The following is a 17,422-nucleotide window of genomic DNA, read 5'->3' as shown; positions in this document are numbered from 1 at the left end:
CCCGCCATGCTTCCCTCCCTGGCCGCCGAGGATCTCCGCCGTGCCCTGGCCGCGTACCTGACGACGAGCTTCGCGCTCGCCGACGACGACGTCCGCGAGGAGCTTGAGGCGTTCCTTGAGCGGCCGGAGAGCCGGCTTTTCCGTGGCCCGTACCTCCGCGTGCGCACGCCCTTCCGAGACGCGCCCCCCGGCTGGCAGAAGGCCCTTGACTGGTGGCCCACCGGCTTCCGCCCCTACACCCATCAGGCAACCGCCTGGCAGCGGCTGTCCAGTAAGTCGGGCCACGCCCCCGAACCAACGATCGTCACGACGGGCACCGGCTCCGGTAAGACCGAGTCGTTCCTCATCCCGATCCTGGATCACTGCGCCCGCGCCCGCGCCGCCGGGGTGAAGGGCGTCAAGGCGCTTCTCCTCTACCCGATGAACGCGCTGGCCGACGACCAGGCCCGCCGCATCGACGAACTCCTCGCCAAGAACGCCGCCCTCTCCTCCGTCACCGCCGGCATCTACATCGGCGGCGCCTCCGGTAATCGCCCCCCGCACGACGAGGACGAGAACGCCCCCGGTTCCTACGCCCGTGAGTCCGGCGCAAGCACCATCACCCCCACCCAACTGTCCCCGGACAGCCGCCTGATCACCGACCGTGAGGCGATCCGTGCCAACCCGCCGGACCTGCTGCTCACCAACTACAAGATGCTGGACCTCCTCCTCCAGCGCATCCCGGACGTTCCGCTCTGGCAGGACGGCGGGCTGACCTACGTCGTCCTGGACGAGTTCCACACCTACGACGGCGCGCAGGGCACCGACGTGGCGATGCTGCTGCGCCGCCTGGGCGCGGCCACCGGCAAGGCCGAGCCCGGCCGTCCCCTCGGCACGATCACCCCCGTCGCCACCTCCGCCACCCTCGGCGGCGGAACCGGCGCAGCCAGCGGGACGGGCGAAGCCAGCGGCCACCCCTCCCCCGACGCCACCCCCACCACCGACGGCCCTCAGAAGTCCGACCGCGAACTCCTCCTCGAATTCGCCGAGAAGGTCTTCGGCACCCCCTTCCCGGACGCCGCCCTCATCGGCGAGGACCGCCAGACACCCGGCGAGTTCGTCGCCGAACCCGACTTCCTCCTCCCCGTCCCCTCCCCGACCGCCCTCGCCGCCGTCCCCGACCCCCTCAACGACCCTTCCGCCATCCACCGACTCGCCGAGCTTATCGTCGGCATGGACTTCGCCGATCCGATCCAACTCGGCGAGAAGCTCCGCCAGCACAACCTCATCCGCGCCCTCCTCGACGTAGCGGGCGACACCCCCATCACCGTCCCGGAGATCGCCCGCGAGTTCGCGAAGCGCGGCGGTGGCGCGGCCTGGGACGAGGCGGCCCGGACCGACATCGACCTGGTCGCCACCGGCCTCGCCCGGCTCCTCGCGCTGGTCTCGACCGCCCGCGTCCCCGACCCTCGTCGCGCCAACGGCCTCGCTCCCTTCCTGCGCGTCGAGGCCCAGCTCTGGGTCCGCGAGGTGCGCCGTGTCATTCGCGCCGCCACGCCGACGCCGCACTTCCGCTGGTTCGACGACGACGGCCCCACGGGGGACACCCGCCCCAACCCGGCCAACCTCGCCATCTATCCCTCCGCCGAGGTGGACAGCACCGCCGACGCCGACCCGGATGACGGCGGCACGCCCCACCTCACTCCGGACAGCCCCGTGCCGTTCGTCCGCCCTGTCGGCCCGGCCTACCGCGCCCACCTCCCCGCCGTGTACTGCCGCCACTGCGGGCGCTCCGGCTGGGCCGCGCTCTCCACGGATCTGGAGTGGCAGCAGCTCAAGACCAAGCCGTTGGAGATCTATCGGGCCTCAGCCCAGGGCAACCGCGCCGTCCGCTGGATGATCCGCGCCAGGCCCGGCGAGCACACCCCCGTCTTCCTGCACGCCGAGGAAGCGGAATTGCGCACCGTACCGAGCAACGACACCGTGCCGGTGATCACCGTCGCCGGGCCGATCCCCGCCAACGCGGGCGACAAGTGCCCCTCCTGCGACCTGACCGACGGCATGCGCTTCCTTGGCGCGGGCACCGCCACCCTCGCCTCGGTCACCACCACCCAGCTCTTCTCCGACCGCGGCCTGACCGATGACGAGCGCAAGCTGCTGGTCTTCACCGACTCCGTCCAGGACGCCACCCACCGGGCCGCGTTCATCGCCAACCGCAGCTTCGGCTTCACCTTCCGCGGGCTGCTCGCCGAGCAGTTGAAGCCGGGCGCCCCCGTCGCCGTGCACGACCTGGCCACCGACGCCGCCGAAGCCGTCGTGACGGCGGCCGAGAAGGGCGAGCGGAGCAAGCTCGCCTCGATCGTTCCTCCCGACCTACGCGACAACCCCGAAATCCGCACGCTCCTCTCCGGCGACGGGTTCAGCGACGCGGGCGCGTACATGCTGCAGGACCGCATGGTCTTCCAGACGCTGATGGAGTTCGGCCTGCGCTCACGCCTCGGCCGCACCGTCGAACTGACCCGTACCGCAGCCGCCGAGGTACACCTCCCCGACGCCGTCACCGTCGCAGCCCTGCTACGGGAAGCCCACCAGCGCCTCCCTGGGCAGATCACGCTCCCCACCGACGACGCCGACTACGTCGTCTACCTGCGCGGCCTGCTGGAGCGGATGAGGCTGCGCGGCGCGCTGTTCCACCCCTGGCTCAAGGAGTACATCGCCCAGGCCGGCGCCAGGCGTTGGCCGATCTGGGGCGGGCGGCCCACTGGTATGCCCGCGTTCCCGCGCGGTCTGGCCGCCCCGACCTTCCCGGTCCTCGGGCGCCTCGGTACGTCCGACTTCGACTCGCTCAACCGTGACAACACCTGGTTCGCCGACTGGGGGCACCGGACGCTCGGCTGCGAACGGCGCGAGGCCCGCGCCCTCGCCGAACAAGCCATGAAGCTGCTCGCGCAGCGCGAAGTCCTGGCGACCTACCCGGCCGACGGCGGCTCGACCGTTTTCGCCCTCAGGCCGCGCACGATCATGGTGCACAGCCTCGCCACCGATCCGTCATCGCCCGATGTGGCCGACGGAAACGAGGGAACCGAGGGAAGCGGCGTCAACGACTACGGCGTCCGCTGCGACAGCTGCACCTGGCGCCAGACCGTCCCGCCCGGCCGCCGCGAGGCCTGGCTCGGTACGCCCTGCCTGCGCTTCCAGTGCGGCGGCAGGTTCACCACCGACGACCGCGACTACAGCGACGACTACTACCGCCGCCTCTACACCGTCGACCGGCCCGGTGACGTCCTCACCGCCGAGCACACGGGCGCGCTCAGCCGAGCCCGCCGCGAGGAGGTCGAGCAGGCCTTCAAACACCGCCCCTCGCCCTTCGACCCCAACGTGCTGACCTGCACACCCACCCTCGAACTCGGCATCGACATCGGTGACTTGTCGGCCGTCCTGCTCGCCTCGCTCCCACCCGCGCCCGCCAACTACGCGCAGCGCATCGGCCGCGCAGGCCGCAGCACCGGCAACTCGCTCACCGTCACCTTCGTACCGCGCGGCGCCCGTAACCAGTACTACCTGCACGCACCCGAGCAGATGCTCGCGGGCCGGATCATCCCGCCGGACTGCTACCTGGACGCCTCCGAGATCCTGCGCAGCCAGTACCTGGCGTTCCTGCTGGACCGGGCCGCCGACCGCAGTCTGTGGCGCGGGACGATGATGCCCGAAGAGCCCATGCCGCACCGCATCGGCGCGCTCTTCACCCGGGGACTGGCCGAGGACGGCTGGTTCCGCCGCTTCCTGGACGTCGCCCACGCCCGCCACGCCGACCTCGCGGACTCCTTCATCCAGCTCTTCCCCGGGATGTCGCCCGAGGCCGAGCAGGGCCTGCGGCAGTTCGCTCAACTGGAGTTGGAGCAGACCGTCGGCCAGGCTGCCACCGCCTGGCGCAAGCGGCTGGAGGCGCTGCGCTCCCGGTCGCGGCAGATCGGCCGGGCCTTCGACGCCCTGTCCACCGCCTCCGGCGACCGCGAACGCGACGAACAGCGCCGCCAGCTCTACGCGGAGCGCAGGTCCGTCAGCAGGCGCAGGGACGCCCTGGTCGGCGAGAACTCGATCAACGCCATGGTCCGACTGGGCCTGCTGCCTAACTACACCCTCCACGACGACGCCACGCTCCTGGACGCGACCCTGTGGTGGAAGGACGCCGACGGAGAGTTCCAGGACCAGCTGACCGAGTACGGACGCGGCTCGCGCATGGGCCTCCTCGAACTGGCGCCCGGCAACACCTTCCACACCGACGGCTACAAGTACATCGTCAACGGCCTGGACCTGGGCGCCGGCGAGGGCGACACCGCCTACGCCAAGTGGCGGCTGTGCCCGGAGTGCGGCTATGTCGCCACCGCCGAGTCCGGGCTGGACCTGACCGCCTGCCCGCGCTGCGAGGCCGTGCAGATCGCCGACCCCGGGGCACTCCACACGGTCCTCGTACCCGAGCGCGTCACCGCCCGTGAACGCCGCGAGGACGCGCGGCTCACCGACGAGCGCGACGAGCGGGAGCGGCGCCGTTTCAACGACGTCACCCTGGTGGACATCGACCCGGACCAGCCCCAGGGGCTGCGTGCGTGGAAACGGGTCGGGGAGCTGCCGTTCGGTGTGGAGTTCGCGCGGGTGGCCACCATCCGCACCCTCAACCTCGGCCCGGCCGCCGCAGCGGGCCCCGAGCACCAGATCGCCGGTGACGACGTCCAGGTCCCCGGCTTCGAGACCTGCCTGGAGTGCGGCGCCGTACGCGGCGTACACCCGCAGGCATGGGACCGGGCCGCCGAACGGATCGGAACCCGGCACGCGTACTGGTGCAGCCACAAGGACGACGGGATCGCCGCAGAGACGGCGTCGATGCAGAAGCTCGTCCTCGCGCACGAGCTGACGACGCAGGCGCTGCGGATCCTGCTGCCTGTCTCCACGATGGAGCTGCAGACCCGGCTCGTGTCGTTCAAGGCGGCGCTGCTGCTGGGCATAACCAAGCACTTCGGTGGCGCTCCCGACCACCTTCGGGTCGTGCCCGCGACCATGCCCGGCGGCACCCGGGAACTGCGCCGTCGCTTCCTGGTGCTGCACGACTCCATGCCGGGCGGCACCGGCTACCTGGAGCACCTCGCCGACGCCACCGTGCTGCACCGGGTGCTGACCCTCGCCCAGACAGCCCTGCGGGACTGCCCTTGCGGCAAGGAGAACCTGCGCACCCCCTGCCACCGCTGCCTGCTGCCGCATGTCAGCAGCAGCGAACACCCCTTCGCGTCGCTGCGCGTCGCCAGGGAGCTCCTGGACGAGATCCTCACAGGCTGGGACACCGAGCGCGTCGACACCCTGTCCGGGGTGCGCATCGACCAACTTGCCGAGAGCGAGCTGGAGAAGCAGTTCGTCCGCACCCTCGTGGACTGGGGCAGCCGCCGCCCCGAGTCCGGCTCGGTGACGCCTCGTGCCGGAGAGCGCGGCATGGAGTACGAGCTGCGCTTCACCCGTCCGGACGGCAGCATCACCCGCTGGCTCTTCCAGGACCACGTGCGGCAGTTGAACTCCGCGCCCAGTGAGCCGGACTATCTGCTGACCCGGATCGACGGACCGTCGACGCGCATCGCGATCTTCCTCGACGGCTACGCCTTCCACGCCAGCACCGGCATCAACCGGATCGCCGACGACGCGGCCAAGCGCGAGGCGCTGCGGGCCGAGGGCACGCAGGTGTGGCAGTTCACCCACATGGACGTCATGGCCTGGAAGGCAGCGGTGGAGGGGACCGCAGACGACCGCGAGGTGCGCACCCCAGCCGAACCGCTCCTCGGCGAGGGCGCGCTGCGAACGGCCCGGCAGATCCACCAGACGCTGACGGGCGGCCCACGCCCCGACGACACCCTGGATCCGGTACTGCGGAACCCCATCGAGACGCTTCTCGCGGTGCTCGCCGACCCCGACGCGGAGAAGTGGTCCCGCAAGGCAGCGGCGCTGATCAGCGGCTTCGCGGGGAGCGGAGCAGCACGGCAGCCGGTCGACCGGCGATCGGTGGGAGAACGGCTGCCGGACGTGCTGGCGGGCGACACACTGCCGGCGCCCGACAACCCGGCCGCCGCCGACGCCATAGCGATGGACGTCCGCACCCTGGGCGGACTGCGCGTCATCGGACTGCTCGACCGGCGGCCCGAGCCCGCGACCGGCCAGCCGGGGATGTCCGCCTGGTCGGCCTTCACCGTGCTGGACGACCGCGACGAGGCCGTCGCAGAGGCCGGCCATCGTGCGCGCTGGGCCGACTGGCTGCGCTGGTCCAACCTGCTTCAGTTGCTGACGGGCGACCGGGGTTCGGCGCTGCCGCGTTCGTTCCACCAGATCGCGATGTCCACGGCCGGGCAGCTCGACCCGCACGCGGTCGCGCTCCTCACGGGTGCGCTGCCCACCACCACGGGCCTGCCCGAGCAATTGCCGGAGCCCTGGGCGGAGGCGGTCGAGTGGGCTTCCTCGCAGGCCGAGGAACTTCTGTTCGCCCTGTGTCGGGAAGCCCGCACCCGTCACTTCGATGCCCCGGAGGTCGGCTTCGAACTCGACGACCGGGTACAGAAACAGGCGGAACTCGCCTGGCCGGACGCCAGGATCGCGGTGTTCCTCGACGCGGACGAACACCGCGACGCCGCTTTCGAAGCGGCGGGCTGGCACGTCGTATACGCCGAGACAGTTGATGTGGCCGAGTTGGCCGAGCGTTTGGAGAATGTGTGATGTCCAAGGCCCAGGTCGTCATGGCGGACGTCTTCGGCAAGTACTACGACAAGCTCGACGGGTCGGTCCAGGCGCAGGTGCTGCAGTTCATCATGAAGATGCAGCGCGATCCGGACGCCAACGGGCTGAACCTCAAGCCGCCGAAGGGCGCCGAGGACAAGCGGGTACGCACGGCCAGGATCAACGACAACTTCCGTGCGGTCCTGATGCATTACGCCGACAGGATCTACTACCTGGTCGCGGTGCTGCCGCACGACGACGCCTACGCTCTCGCGTCCCACATCATCTTCGACATCAACAAGGTCACCGGCGGCGTCGAACTGATCAATCTAGCGAGCCTCCACGGCACCCTGAGCGGGCAGCCCGCCCAGGCCCCCGTCACCGCCGCTGCGGAACCCTCGGTCTTCGCCAACGTCTCCGACGCCGACTTCGACCGGCTCGGCGTGCACCCCTCGGTCGTACCGGCGTTGCGCGAGATCCGCAGCATCGACGCGATACTCGGCTTCGTGGAGCACCTGCCCAAGCTCGCCAGGGACGTGATCCTCTGCCTCGCCGACGGCATGACAGTAGAGGACGTCTGGGAGAACGTCAGCTCCGTCGCCGCGACCAGCGACACCGTCGACCCCGACGACTACGAGGCCGCCAACGAGCGCCCCGCGACCAAGGAATCCTTCGTCGTCACGGGTGACGTCGCCGAGTTCGGCCGCATCATGTCCGAACCGTTGTCCGCCTGGCGGATCTTCCTGCACCCGGCCCAGCGCGCCCTGGCCGAGCGCAAGACCCCCAACAAGGGCTCGGTCCGGGTCACCGGCGGCCCCGGCACGGGCAAGACCGTTGTGGCCCTGCACCGGGTCAAGGCCCTGGCCGAACGGCTCCCTCCCGGCCAGGCGATCCTGCTCACCACCTACACCACCACCCTCGCCGAACTCCTGCGCTCGCTGCTGGAGGACCTCGGCGGCACGCAGCTCACCGCGAAAGTCGATGTCCGCAACATCGACAAGGTCTCCTACGGCATCGCCAAAGAGATCTTCGGCGCGAAAACCCCCAAGTCCCTGGGCGATGACGAGATCCGCAGGCGCTGGGAGGAGTTGGCCGAAGAACAGCAGCCGCACCGCTGGGACGCGCGGTTCCTGGAGGCCGAATGGAAGCAGGTCGTGCTCGCCCAGGACCTGCGCAGCCGCGACGAGTACCTCGTCGCCGGCCGGGCCGGGCGCGGTCGGCGCCTCAACCGTCCTGAACGGGCGCAGGTATGGGCACTGATCGAGGCCTTCGAGCACCGGCTGGACGCGGCCGGCGAGGTCGGCGTCACCCAACTCGCCGCGCAGGCAGCCCGTATCGCCTCCGGCTGGAGCGACGAGACCCGCCCGTACCGGCACATCGTCGTGGACGAGGCCCAGGACCTGCACGCCGCGCACTGGAAACTGCTGCGAGCGCTGGTCCCGGTCGGCGAGGACGACCTCTTCATCGTCGGCGACGCCCACCAGCGGATCTACGACAACCGGACCGCGTTGAGCGCCCACGGCATCAATGTGCGAGGCGGACGCTCCAAGCGACTGACCCTGAACTACCGCACGACCCGACAGATTCTCGGCACTTCCTTGAGCCTGTTGGGCGATGCGACCTTCGACGACCTCGACGACGCGACCGAGAACCTCGGCGGCTACCGGTCCGTACTCGGCGGGGCCAAGCCCGAGCTGGTCGAGTACTCCTCCACGACCGCCGAACTCGCAGGCTTGGCCGATCGAGTCAAGGGCTGGCTGGACGAGGGCCTGAAGGACGAGGAGATCGTCGTCACGGCCCGGACCAACAAGCTCGCGGACACAGCCGTAGAGGCGCTGAACGACGCGGGGATCAAGGCCGTCAAGGTGAGACCGCGACAGACTCCGGCGATCGGTTCCGGAGTGCACGTGATGACAATGCACCGGATCAAGGGCCTCGAGTACCGGGCAGTCGCGATATTCGGCGTCGGCGCGGACCATGTGCCGCAGCCCGGCGCTGTCACCCCGATCTCCGAGGACCGTCTCCAACACGACCGCGACCTGCAGCGCGAGCGCTCGCTGCTGTTCGTCGCCGCTACCAGGGCCCGCGAGCAGCTCGCCATCACCTGGGCGGGACCGCGCAGTCCGTTCCTGGAGGAAAGCCACTGACCTGCGGTGACTCAACACAAGGCCGCCGCGTTAGAGTCACCGCGGAGCCGGCCGTTGTCCGGCTCTCACCTCAGAACGGGATCCAGGCGGACGAGATATGTACCTGAAGAACCTTCGTCTACGGAACATCAGGTCGTTCCATGGTGCGCGCAGCGTCGACCTGGACCTGACCAGGCCCGACGGCTCATACGCCGGTTGGACGGTACTGGCAGGCCGCAATGGCTCCGGCAAGACGACCCTGCTGCGCGCGGTCGCCTTGACGATCAGCGGACCAGCCGTGGCCCGTAGCCTCGTCCCCGGGTTCGACACCTGGGTCTCCCGGGACGAGACGGTTGCGAAGGCCGAAGTGTGCCTGGTCCATGACCCGGAACAGGACCAATTCACCACGGGGCGGCGCCCGGTCCGACCGATCTGGGCAGGGCTGCGCTGGACCGCGGCGGACCAGGCGTCCCTCTCCGGCAAGCCGGGTTCCAGCAGAGCAGGACAGCCGTCACTGAGCGCCATTGGCTACCAGAAGGAACGCCCCGTCGCCCAGCGCGGCCCATGGGCCGATAATCCGGTGGGATGGTTCTGCGCTGGGTACGGACCCTTCCGCAGGCTCGCAGGGGGCTCAAGCGACATTCAGCGACTGATGTCCAGCTCAGGCGCGGTCGCCCGGCTGACCAGCCTCTTCCACGAGGATGCATCACTGGCGGAAGGCGTGAGTTGGCTCATCGAGCAGCACCTGCGCGCGTTCGAGGACCGCGACGGCGCCCGGGACCTCAAGGCGGCCGCCCTGGCCATCCTGGGCGACGACCTGCTGCCCGACGACTACCGGATCGACAAAGTCGACTCCGAGGGCCTCTGGGTCGTCAACCGAAACCATCGATTCCCGCTGCGGGAGATGAGCGACGGCTACCGCACGGTGGCTGCCCTGGTCGTGGACATCCTCAAGCAGATCCATGACGCCTATGGCGAACTCGTCCTGGACACGACGGACGGCACGCCGAACGTTCCGAGTTCCGGGGTCGTCATCATCGACGAGATCGACGCCCATCTGCATGTCTCCTGGCAGAAGCGAATCGGCGGCTGGCTGAAGGCGCACTTCCCGAACATCCAGTTCATTGTCACCACACACAGCCCGTACATCTGCCAGGCAGCCGACCCAGGGGGCCTGATCCGGCTACCGGGCCCGGACGAGGAGAGCCCTGTGGAGGTTGTGCCCGAACACCTCTACAACCGCATCATCTTCGGCAGCGGTGACGACGCCGTACTGTCGGACCTGTTCGGACTCGACACCCCCTACTCGGACCAGGCCGAACAGAAGCGGGAGGAGCTCCTCGCCCTGGAACTGGACGTCGTGCGAGGCCGGGCCAGCGAAGAGGAAAAGGCCCAGTACCGTCACCTGAAGCGCAAGCTGGCCAGTTCCCCGGCTGCTCGCGTCGATGAAATCGCAGCCCGGCTCCAATTCCGCCACCCACGGCGCGATACATGATCCGGGTAGCGAGGGTGCCACTCCCACAGACAACGCTGACTTCAATGACCGACCACACCGGTGACATCGGGCAGGCCGCTGCTCCCAAGAAGCGAGCCAGGCAGTTATGGAAGCACACGACCGTCCGGAGACACATACACCCGGTACTGAAAAGCGCCCTCGCGGAGATGGCACCAGGGCTGGAGCGCTGCATGTACTGCGGGGACAACCAGGGCACGGACATCGACCACTTCGAGCCCGTCCACATCAATCCCTTACGGACCTTCGACTGGAACAACCACCTCCTGGCGTGCTCCCTGTGCAACAGCCACCTCAAGCGTGACCTCTTCCCTCTCGCCGACGACGGCACGGCTCTGCTCATCGACCCGAGCAGTGAGGATCCCGCTGCCCATCTGCACCTCTCGCTCGCTGCCGGCGAATACATCGACCTCACAGACAGGGGCGATGCAACGATCAAGGTCTTTGGTCTCAACCGGAAAATTCTCGTCCGGGGACGGCTCAACGCTTACCGGATCACCCCGCTACTACTGGACAAGTGGCGTAATGCCTTCGAGAAGGACGACCTGGAGGAGGCGGCAGCCTGTGCGGCAACCATCTGGGAGCAGCCCACCGCCGACGTTGTTCATGCCATGTTCCACCAAGCAGTCGTCCCGGGCGCCGAGGACATCTTCACCGACGAGTCCGACACCCTCGCTCTGCTGCGCGATCCGGTGATCCGTACCGGACTGCTGGGCTGCTAGGTCAGCGCCCTGCGCAAGCACGTTCTCGCTGAGAGTTTCCCTCGAGAGAAGAAATGGGAGGACACCGCCGTGAAGCTGAGCTCGTCGGTGACATCACGGAAGTGGCCGACTGCACAGTACTCGGGTAACGGTCCCTGAAGTATCCGTGCGGCTTGCTGCTGCCCAGACATAGATCAGATTCGCCGCATTGAGCTCCGAGATGAAGCCTGCCTCTCCCAGGACACGAGTGGCCGGTTAAGCGGCCACATGTCAGGATCGAACCGTGCCTGCTTTCCTGGACGCTGCCGAGAGTTCGGGGCGCCCTGCCGTGCCGCCTCCCAGGATGCGGCGGGTGGTGTTCGTCGCGGTGCTGAGCTCGGATGGGCGGCTTGCCCTGGTGGCAGACGACTTGCCTGGAGCTGGTCCCCGATGGGTGCTCCCTTCAGGCTCCGTCCGAGCCACAGAGCCCTACCGTGAGGCAGCAGTGCGCGTACTCCGCGATGTGGTCGGCGCGATGCCGGTGCGCGGGGGCGCCGTTGAAGGATGCCGTTGGGCTCAGGTGCCTGTGCCCATAGGCCGGAGCCGTCGAGAGGCACACGTGTTCATCTTTCGTCTCGCTGCGGCTGGTGCTGCGCCGGAGCATCTGCCCTGGAGGGGAGCGACACGCTGGGCGGGGCCTGAGCAGTGGCAGGAGCTGTGCACGCGGTGCGATCTGCCAGATGTGGATGTGCTGTTGACGGGATACCTGGAGGGGTGGATCCCGGACGGGCGGATCACGTTGGGGCCTTGAGTCCCGGCACCTCGGCACCCGCTGTCACTCTGCCCTGGCGATCGTGGTGGCGGTCTCCTGCAGGGCCGTGGCAACTGCTGGCATGTCCTGTTCACGCAGACGTACGGCGGGTGCGTACACGGAGATCGCGGCGAGCGGTTCCCCGATGCGGTTGCGGATGGCCACGCCTACGCCGTGCAGGTCGTGTGCACTTTCCTCAAGGTCTGCCGCCCATCCCCGGACTCTGACTTCCTCCAACTCCACCTCAAGCAGCGGCCACTCAGTGATGCTTCCTGCCGCCGTAGCAGGGAGCGCGGCCGGGAGTGTCGCGCGTACATCTGCCGGGTCGCGCAGTGCGAGCAGGGCCTTGCCCGCCGCTGTGACGTGGGCGGGGAGTTCCTGTCCGAGCGGAACGCTGACGCGCAGGACATGCCGGCACTCGACTCCGTCGAGTAGTCGGACGACGGCCGCATCCAGGGAGTACAGGCACACCGTCTCCTGCAGCTTCTCGGAGAGCTCCTCCAGAGGTCTGCGCGCCTGTCGTCGGACGTCCAGCTGGGCGATCGCGGCCAGTCCCATGCGTACGAGCTGCGGACCCGCCGAGTATCCGTGCTGGCCAGGATCGTGACGCAGGAAACCCGTGCGCTGCAGGGTGACCAGGATGCGGTGTGCAGTGGAACGTGAGATACCGAGCTCCCGGGCGGTTTCTGTAACACCGATTTCCCCCCGGTCATACGCCAGGACGAGAACATCCAGGGCCTTCGTCACCGACGCCAAGGCCTCTGTCGCCGACAGATGCTTGCCATCCACCATGAAGGAACCGTAACGCTCAAACGTTCCCGGAGACCGGGAGCTTCGACAGAATCCACACGTCAGAATTCTGCGATGGCACGTCTCACAGTTCCGGTGCGGCATCGCTCGAACCCGGCGAGCCAACTCTGCGTCAAGACAGGTCGATTCCTGCGATAACCCCGACCGGACTTGCCGTGCTTGAGCGCACTGCTGACCGTTTGATAGCGCCTCACAGGAATGGCGTGCGTGCCACAGTGTGCCGTCCCTACACTGGCAGCGGCCTTCCTTAGGAGTTCGCTATGGCGGGATACCGGACCAGCGCACCTGCGTCAGACAAGGGTGTCTACATCAGCCAGGCCCGGCATGCCGTGAAGGAGCTGATCACTTCACTGCGCGGCGAGTTGGCGACATTGGAAGCTGTGTACGCGATGATGTGCCAGGGCGTCGAATCCACCGATGTCCGCGAAGAGCCGCCGGACACTGGCGAGGACGCGGGAACCGCCCAACCCTCCCGGGAGGGTCCGCCTGAAGTTTCTGTCGCCGACGAGGATCCTTCGTCCGAAGATGCGCGCCCGGGCATGGGCACTCGAACCCTGGGGCCACCGCGTAACGGAAGCATGCGCGATGCGATCCTCACACTCCTGTGCGCCGCTCAAGAGGCAATGTCCATCACCGATATCGCGGCGGCGGTGCGCCCGGGAGCGGACGCGACGGTCCGCTCATCCGTAGGAAAAACCCTCAACCGTATGAAGCAACTTGGCGAGGTGGAAAACGTAGCACCGGGAATGTTCCGGGCCGTGCTGTCATCCCGGGCTGCTTGATCCACCCGAGAACGACCCTAACCCAACAAGCAGGCCTCCCTCGATTAGCGGTCGAGGGAGGCCGCCAAACACGCGAACGGACGCTTCTCCTAGCAGGGTTCCGGTCCGTCGCGCACGTTCACTCTAGCGCCCCCACGGGTGGCGCTATAGGGCGTCTGCGCCATTCCGCACTTGAGCGTGCACGACTGACCTCAAAGAGGCAATTGGGGATCAGTCATGAGCACATTGGGTCGCATTCGATCCAGGCCAGAGCGCCAGGCCCAGGGCGCGCTCCAGTCGGCAGACCGTCAGCACATCCGGCCAGGTGGCGCCCGCCAGCAGATCGCCGATGGTCTGTCTGCCGACGTTGCTCTGGGCGGCCAGGGCACGCAGCGAGAGCTCCGGCCTCTCACGCAGGGCGGCGGCGAGGCGGCGGGCAATCGTCTGGACCACCGCCGCGGCGGGCTCCCCGGCGATCCGGGCATCCGGCCACTCCTCCGGATCGACGGCGTAGCTCCATGGCGGCGCCGTGCGCGCTCGGCCTCCGGTCATAAAGATGCGTTCCTTCAGATCGTGATCGACACTGACACCAGTGGCCGGTTAACCGGCCACCTGTCATGGGCCTTGCGCCTGGAGGTCGCTGTGTCGAATCGCCTGCTGGCCTACGCACCGAAGGCGGAGACGGTGCCGCCCGCCCAGTGGCGCCGCATCGCTCCGGTCGTCCGCTCGCTGGGATTCATGGCCGTCGCAGCGGGACCCTACGGCCCAGACGTGGTCATGACTCCGCTCGCACGGCTGGTCGCCTGGGTCGAGTCCCAGGGCCTCCCGCTCGACCCCTCGGTGATCCTTGACCAGAGCACCGTCGAACGGTTCATCCTCGTCGGCTGCCGCGACATGGCCGCCAACAGCCGCCGAACCTGCAGCAGCCAGTTGCGCCGGGCCTCCGAAGCACTCCTGCTGGACCAGCTCGGACAGCATCCGCCGATCCGGCTGAAGGCCACCGCCGCCCCAGTGGCCCCCTACCCGCCGGCGGAAATCGCCTACTGGCTGATCTGGGCGCAGAGCCTGCCCACCCCCGCCCAGCGGCGCAACGCCTGTCTTCTGTTCTGTCTTGGCGTCGGCTGCGGGCTCGCCGTTGAGGATCTTGTGTACGTTCAGGGGCGGGATATCCTCGAGGGCCCCACCGGCCGGGCACTGGTCAAGGTGCACGGGCGCCGTCCGCGCACTGTCGTATGCCGGTACGCCTACGAGGAACTGCTGCTGGCGGAAGCCGCCCACATCCCGGCAAACGCGTACGCCTTCCGGCCGGACTGGCAGGACCGCACCAGCAAGCACATCGCATCGGACTGGCTGGCCAAGTACCCGCGGATCATCGGCCGTTGTGACGGTGCAGTGCTGCAGACCCAGCGGCTGCGTACGACCTGGCTCGTCGATCTGCTCAATGCAGGCATTCCGCTGAAGGTGATCCTCAAAGCGTCCGGACTCGGGACCCTGCACAGCCTCTCGCGCTACCTCGTCTTCCTCCACGACGTGCCCGAAGCGGAGGCATCCGATCTGTTGCGGGGGGCGGCATGAGCAGGAAGAACCCAGAGGACAAACCCTGCCGGCGTACCGGCCTCGCTTTACGCCCTGCACCGCAGGCCCCCGGTCGTACCCTCAGCGACCGCGTTGTGAGGCAGGTCTTCGACCTCGTGCGCCACAGCGGAGTACTGGAACGCCTTCCCTCCAACGAGCACCGGCCAGGCCCGAAGGGCTTCCCGTTCCGCACAGTGCTGATCGGCCTGATCTTGTCGCAGTACATGGGCAAGAGCGCGAACATCAACGACGCATGGGAGACGCTCTTCTTCGCCTTGTCTCCAGGCTCCAAAGCCCTCCTTGACGTCCCCAACGTCGACCTGCACATCCGCGAGGGCGCAACCCGAGAAGAAATCGACCGCGTCGCACACCACCAGTACGCGACGTCGAAGCGCGTCTACCGGTCCTGGTCCTCCATAACCCGGCGCCTCGACCCTGCACCGCACGACCGCCGCAAGCGGCTGTCGCTCAGTGAGGCCAAGAAGATCCGACGGAAGTGGAATGCCCGCGGCAACCAGGACACCGTGCGCGACCTGGAGGCCATCGCCCAGGATCTGATTCTCGCTCCGGTGATGGCTTCCTACCGGCGCGGCGACTTCGCTCGGTGGCCTGACCACATCGCGGTCGACGACACTCCGGTTCCGGTTTGGGGCAAAGAGCCGGACTACCACCAGGACCGGGCCTCGCTTGAGATCACCGCCGGGATGTACGTGAAGGGAGGAACGCAGAAGAAGTCGGGGCCCAGCGGCAAAGCTGCGGCCTCCACGAACACTGGCACCCGGCGCGGCACGGCAAACAAGCCAGTGCCTCGCAAGACCAAGTCGGGACAGGAGAAGAAGCGCAAGGCGCCGGAGAAGAGAGAGTTCCGCTACGCCATGATGGCCGCGTTCCCGGGCCATGGCCATGGCGACCTCGCCGGCGCCTACCCGGCGGTCTGCCTCGGCATGATCCTTCACACTCCGGGCACCGAACCCGGCCCGGCCGCCCTGCGCGCCATCCAGCCGGCCTTCGAACGCGGCCTGGTCAAAGACCTGTTCTGCGCCGACCGGGGCATCACCCAGGCCAAGCCGCACAACCTGCATCTGCAGCTGCTGAAACTCGGGCTCAACGCGGTGAAGCACTACAACGACGACAAGGTCGACCGGCAGGGAGAGTTCCGCGGCATGCAGCTGGTCGGCGGCGAGTTCTACTGCCCGCTGATGCCCGCCCCGCTCGTCACTGCGGGCGCCACATACATCGACAGCCGCACGGACGAGGACCGCGCCCACGCACTCAACCTGATCCAATCCCGGAAGGACTACCAGGCCAAGATCAAGGAATACGGGCCCGCAGGGGATCAACGTCGACAGTGCCCCGCCCTCGGGCCGCACGCCACGGTCACCTGCTACCGCCGGCCCCAGCCACGCCCGTCCACCGTCGTCGACCTCGACGCCCCCACTGTCCGTACCCCGGCAGCCCTGCCCACCATTCCCAGGCCCAAGCGGGACACCCCTGTCCACCCAGACATCTGCAGAGGGAAGAGCATCACCGTCCCGGGCACCGTGTTGGCCAAGTGGCGGCAAAAATACCCCCTGTTCACCCCTCTGTGGCAGGAGGCCTGGTCCGGACTGCGCAGTCAGAACGAGGGCGGCAACGGCAACCTGAAGAAGTCCGCCCTCGACAGCATCGACAATCCCCAGCTCCGCCTGCCGCACGGACGCGTCGCACAGACCCTGCTCAATGCCGTCATCATCTTCGTGGCGAACCTCAGAGCCATCCGACGGTTCCTCCGCGATCAGGGCATCCAGCCCCGCAAGGCCGGCACGCAGAGCGCCGTCACCCAACCCGGTGAGCCCTCCGACCCGCCCCTGGCGCGACCGCTTCCGACCGAGGAGGTCGAGCCTCCGCCACGCGAGTGACGCGCCTCCGTCGCGCTCCGCCCCCTGAAAACCCCACATGCCTGCGCCACGGCTACCAGCCGTCGCGCAGGCATGTCCTGTTTCCGCAGGTGAGAGGCGCAGTACCTGGACCGCCACCGCCTCACCCCCTCATCGAGCCGATCACGAGGCTCGAGGCCCCAGAAACGACGAAATACCGGCGAGTCACATGACTCGACCGGTAATTCGTGAACGCTTCGGGACGATCTCGTGAACGTCCCAATAAAGTGTCCGAGGGGGGACTTGAACCCCCACGCCCGATAAAGGGCACTAGCACCTCAAGCTAGCGCGTCTGCCATTCCGCCACCCGGACTAGGTGTCTGCCGCCTTGCCGGGGGTGTTCCCCGCGGCGACATGGACAACAATACCAAGGTTTCGGAGTGCCTTTCACCTGCGTATCTGCCGTGAGGCACCCTGCACGGGGCCGATCCGGCCGGGGACGCGGGCCGTCACCGTGCGCGAGCACGTCGCTACCGAGGCGACGGCGTGGAGTGTGCGTCGCGC

General features: G+C 68.3%; 10 protein-coding genes and 1 tRNA gene. 8 read left to right on the top strand and 3 right to left on the bottom strand.

Annotated elements, in window-relative coordinates; translation table 11 throughout:
- Positions 1 to 6 precede the first annotated feature (6 nt).
- The 5 genes from QFZ74_RS26270 to QFZ74_RS30495 all read left to right on the top strand — a co-directional run bounded on the left by QFZ74_RS26270 (position 7) and on the right by QFZ74_RS30495 (position 11,856).
- A complete protein-coding gene (locus QFZ74_RS26270; protein ID WP_307623303.1) occupies positions 7 to 6,726 on the top strand; it encodes a DEAD/DEAH box helicase in 6,720 nt (2,239 codons plus the stop codon).
- On the top strand, positions 6,726 to 8,873 hold the full coding sequence (locus tag QFZ74_RS26265) for a UvrD-helicase domain-containing protein (RefSeq protein ID WP_307623302.1): 2,148 nt from the start codon (positions 6,726 to 6,728) through the stop codon (positions 8,871 to 8,873). Before QFZ74_RS26270 ends, QFZ74_RS26265 begins: the two co-directional genes overlap by 1 nt.
- Positions 8,874 to 8,970: 97 nt before the next feature.
- Complete coding sequence (locus tag QFZ74_RS26260) at positions 8,971 to 10,347, top strand: AAA family ATPase (RefSeq protein WP_307623301.1); 1,377 nt, start codon at positions 8,971 to 8,973, stop codon at positions 10,345 to 10,347.
- A gap of 44 nt (positions 10,348 to 10,391) precedes the next feature.
- Positions 10,392 to 11,087, top strand: coding sequence for an HNH endonuclease (locus QFZ74_RS26255; protein WP_307623300.1), 696 nt, complete (start codon positions 10,392 to 10,394; stop codon positions 11,085 to 11,087).
- 322 nt (positions 11,088 to 11,409) lie between these two features.
- On the top strand, positions 11,410 to 11,856 hold the full coding sequence (locus QFZ74_RS30495) for an NUDIX hydrolase (RefSeq protein ID WP_373462498.1): 447 nt from the start codon (positions 11,410 to 11,412) through the stop codon (positions 11,854 to 11,856).
- Positions 11,857 to 11,880: 24 nt separating this feature from the next.
- Here QFZ74_RS30495 and QFZ74_RS26250 read toward each other — a convergent pair whose 3' ends face one another.
- Positions 11,881 to 12,648: an IclR family transcriptional regulator gene (locus QFZ74_RS26250; RefSeq protein WP_307623299.1), complete on the bottom strand. Its 768-nt coding sequence runs from the start codon at positions 12,646 to 12,648 to the stop codon at positions 11,881 to 11,883.
- A 278-nt stretch (positions 12,649 to 12,926) separates the two neighbouring features.
- Here QFZ74_RS26250 and QFZ74_RS26245 point away from each other — a divergent pair, with 278 nt between their 5' ends.
- Entirely contained in the window at positions 12,927 to 13,448 is a 522-nt protein-coding gene (locus QFZ74_RS26245; protein ID WP_307623298.1) for a hypothetical protein, read from the top strand.
- A gap of 210 nt (positions 13,449 to 13,658) precedes the next feature.
- On the opposite strand, the gene QFZ74_RS26240 is transcribed toward QFZ74_RS26245, so the two are convergent.
- A complete protein-coding gene (locus tag QFZ74_RS26240; RefSeq protein WP_079259476.1) occupies positions 13,659 to 13,979 on the bottom strand; it encodes a helix-turn-helix transcriptional regulator in 321 nt (106 codons plus the stop codon).
- A 21-nt stretch (positions 13,980 to 14,000) separates the two neighbouring features.
- Here QFZ74_RS26240 and QFZ74_RS26235 point away from each other — a divergent pair, with 21 nt between their 5' ends.
- Positions 14,001 to 15,002: a hypothetical protein gene (locus QFZ74_RS26235; protein WP_307623297.1), complete on the top strand. Its 1,002-nt coding sequence runs from the start codon at positions 14,001 to 14,003 to the stop codon at positions 15,000 to 15,002.
- 95 nt (positions 15,003 to 15,097) lie between these two features.
- Complete coding sequence (locus QFZ74_RS26230) at positions 15,098 to 16,900, top strand: hypothetical protein (RefSeq protein ID WP_307623296.1); 1,803 nt, start codon at positions 15,098 to 15,100, stop codon at positions 16,898 to 16,900.
- Positions 16,901 to 17,146: 246 nt separating this feature from the next.
- Here QFZ74_RS26230 and QFZ74_RS26225 read toward each other — a convergent pair.
- A tRNA-Leu gene (locus tag QFZ74_RS26225) sits at positions 17,147 to 17,231 on the bottom strand.
- Positions 17,232 to 17,422: the final 191 nt, after the last annotated feature.

Origin of the sequence: Streptomyces sp. V3I7, from assembly GCF_030817495.1 — a bacterium.
GTDB lineage: Bacteria > Actinomycetota > Actinomycetes > Streptomycetales > Streptomycetaceae > Streptomyces.
Note: the sequence above shows the minus strand (reverse complement) of the source record. Positions and strands in the feature narration are given on the sequence as shown.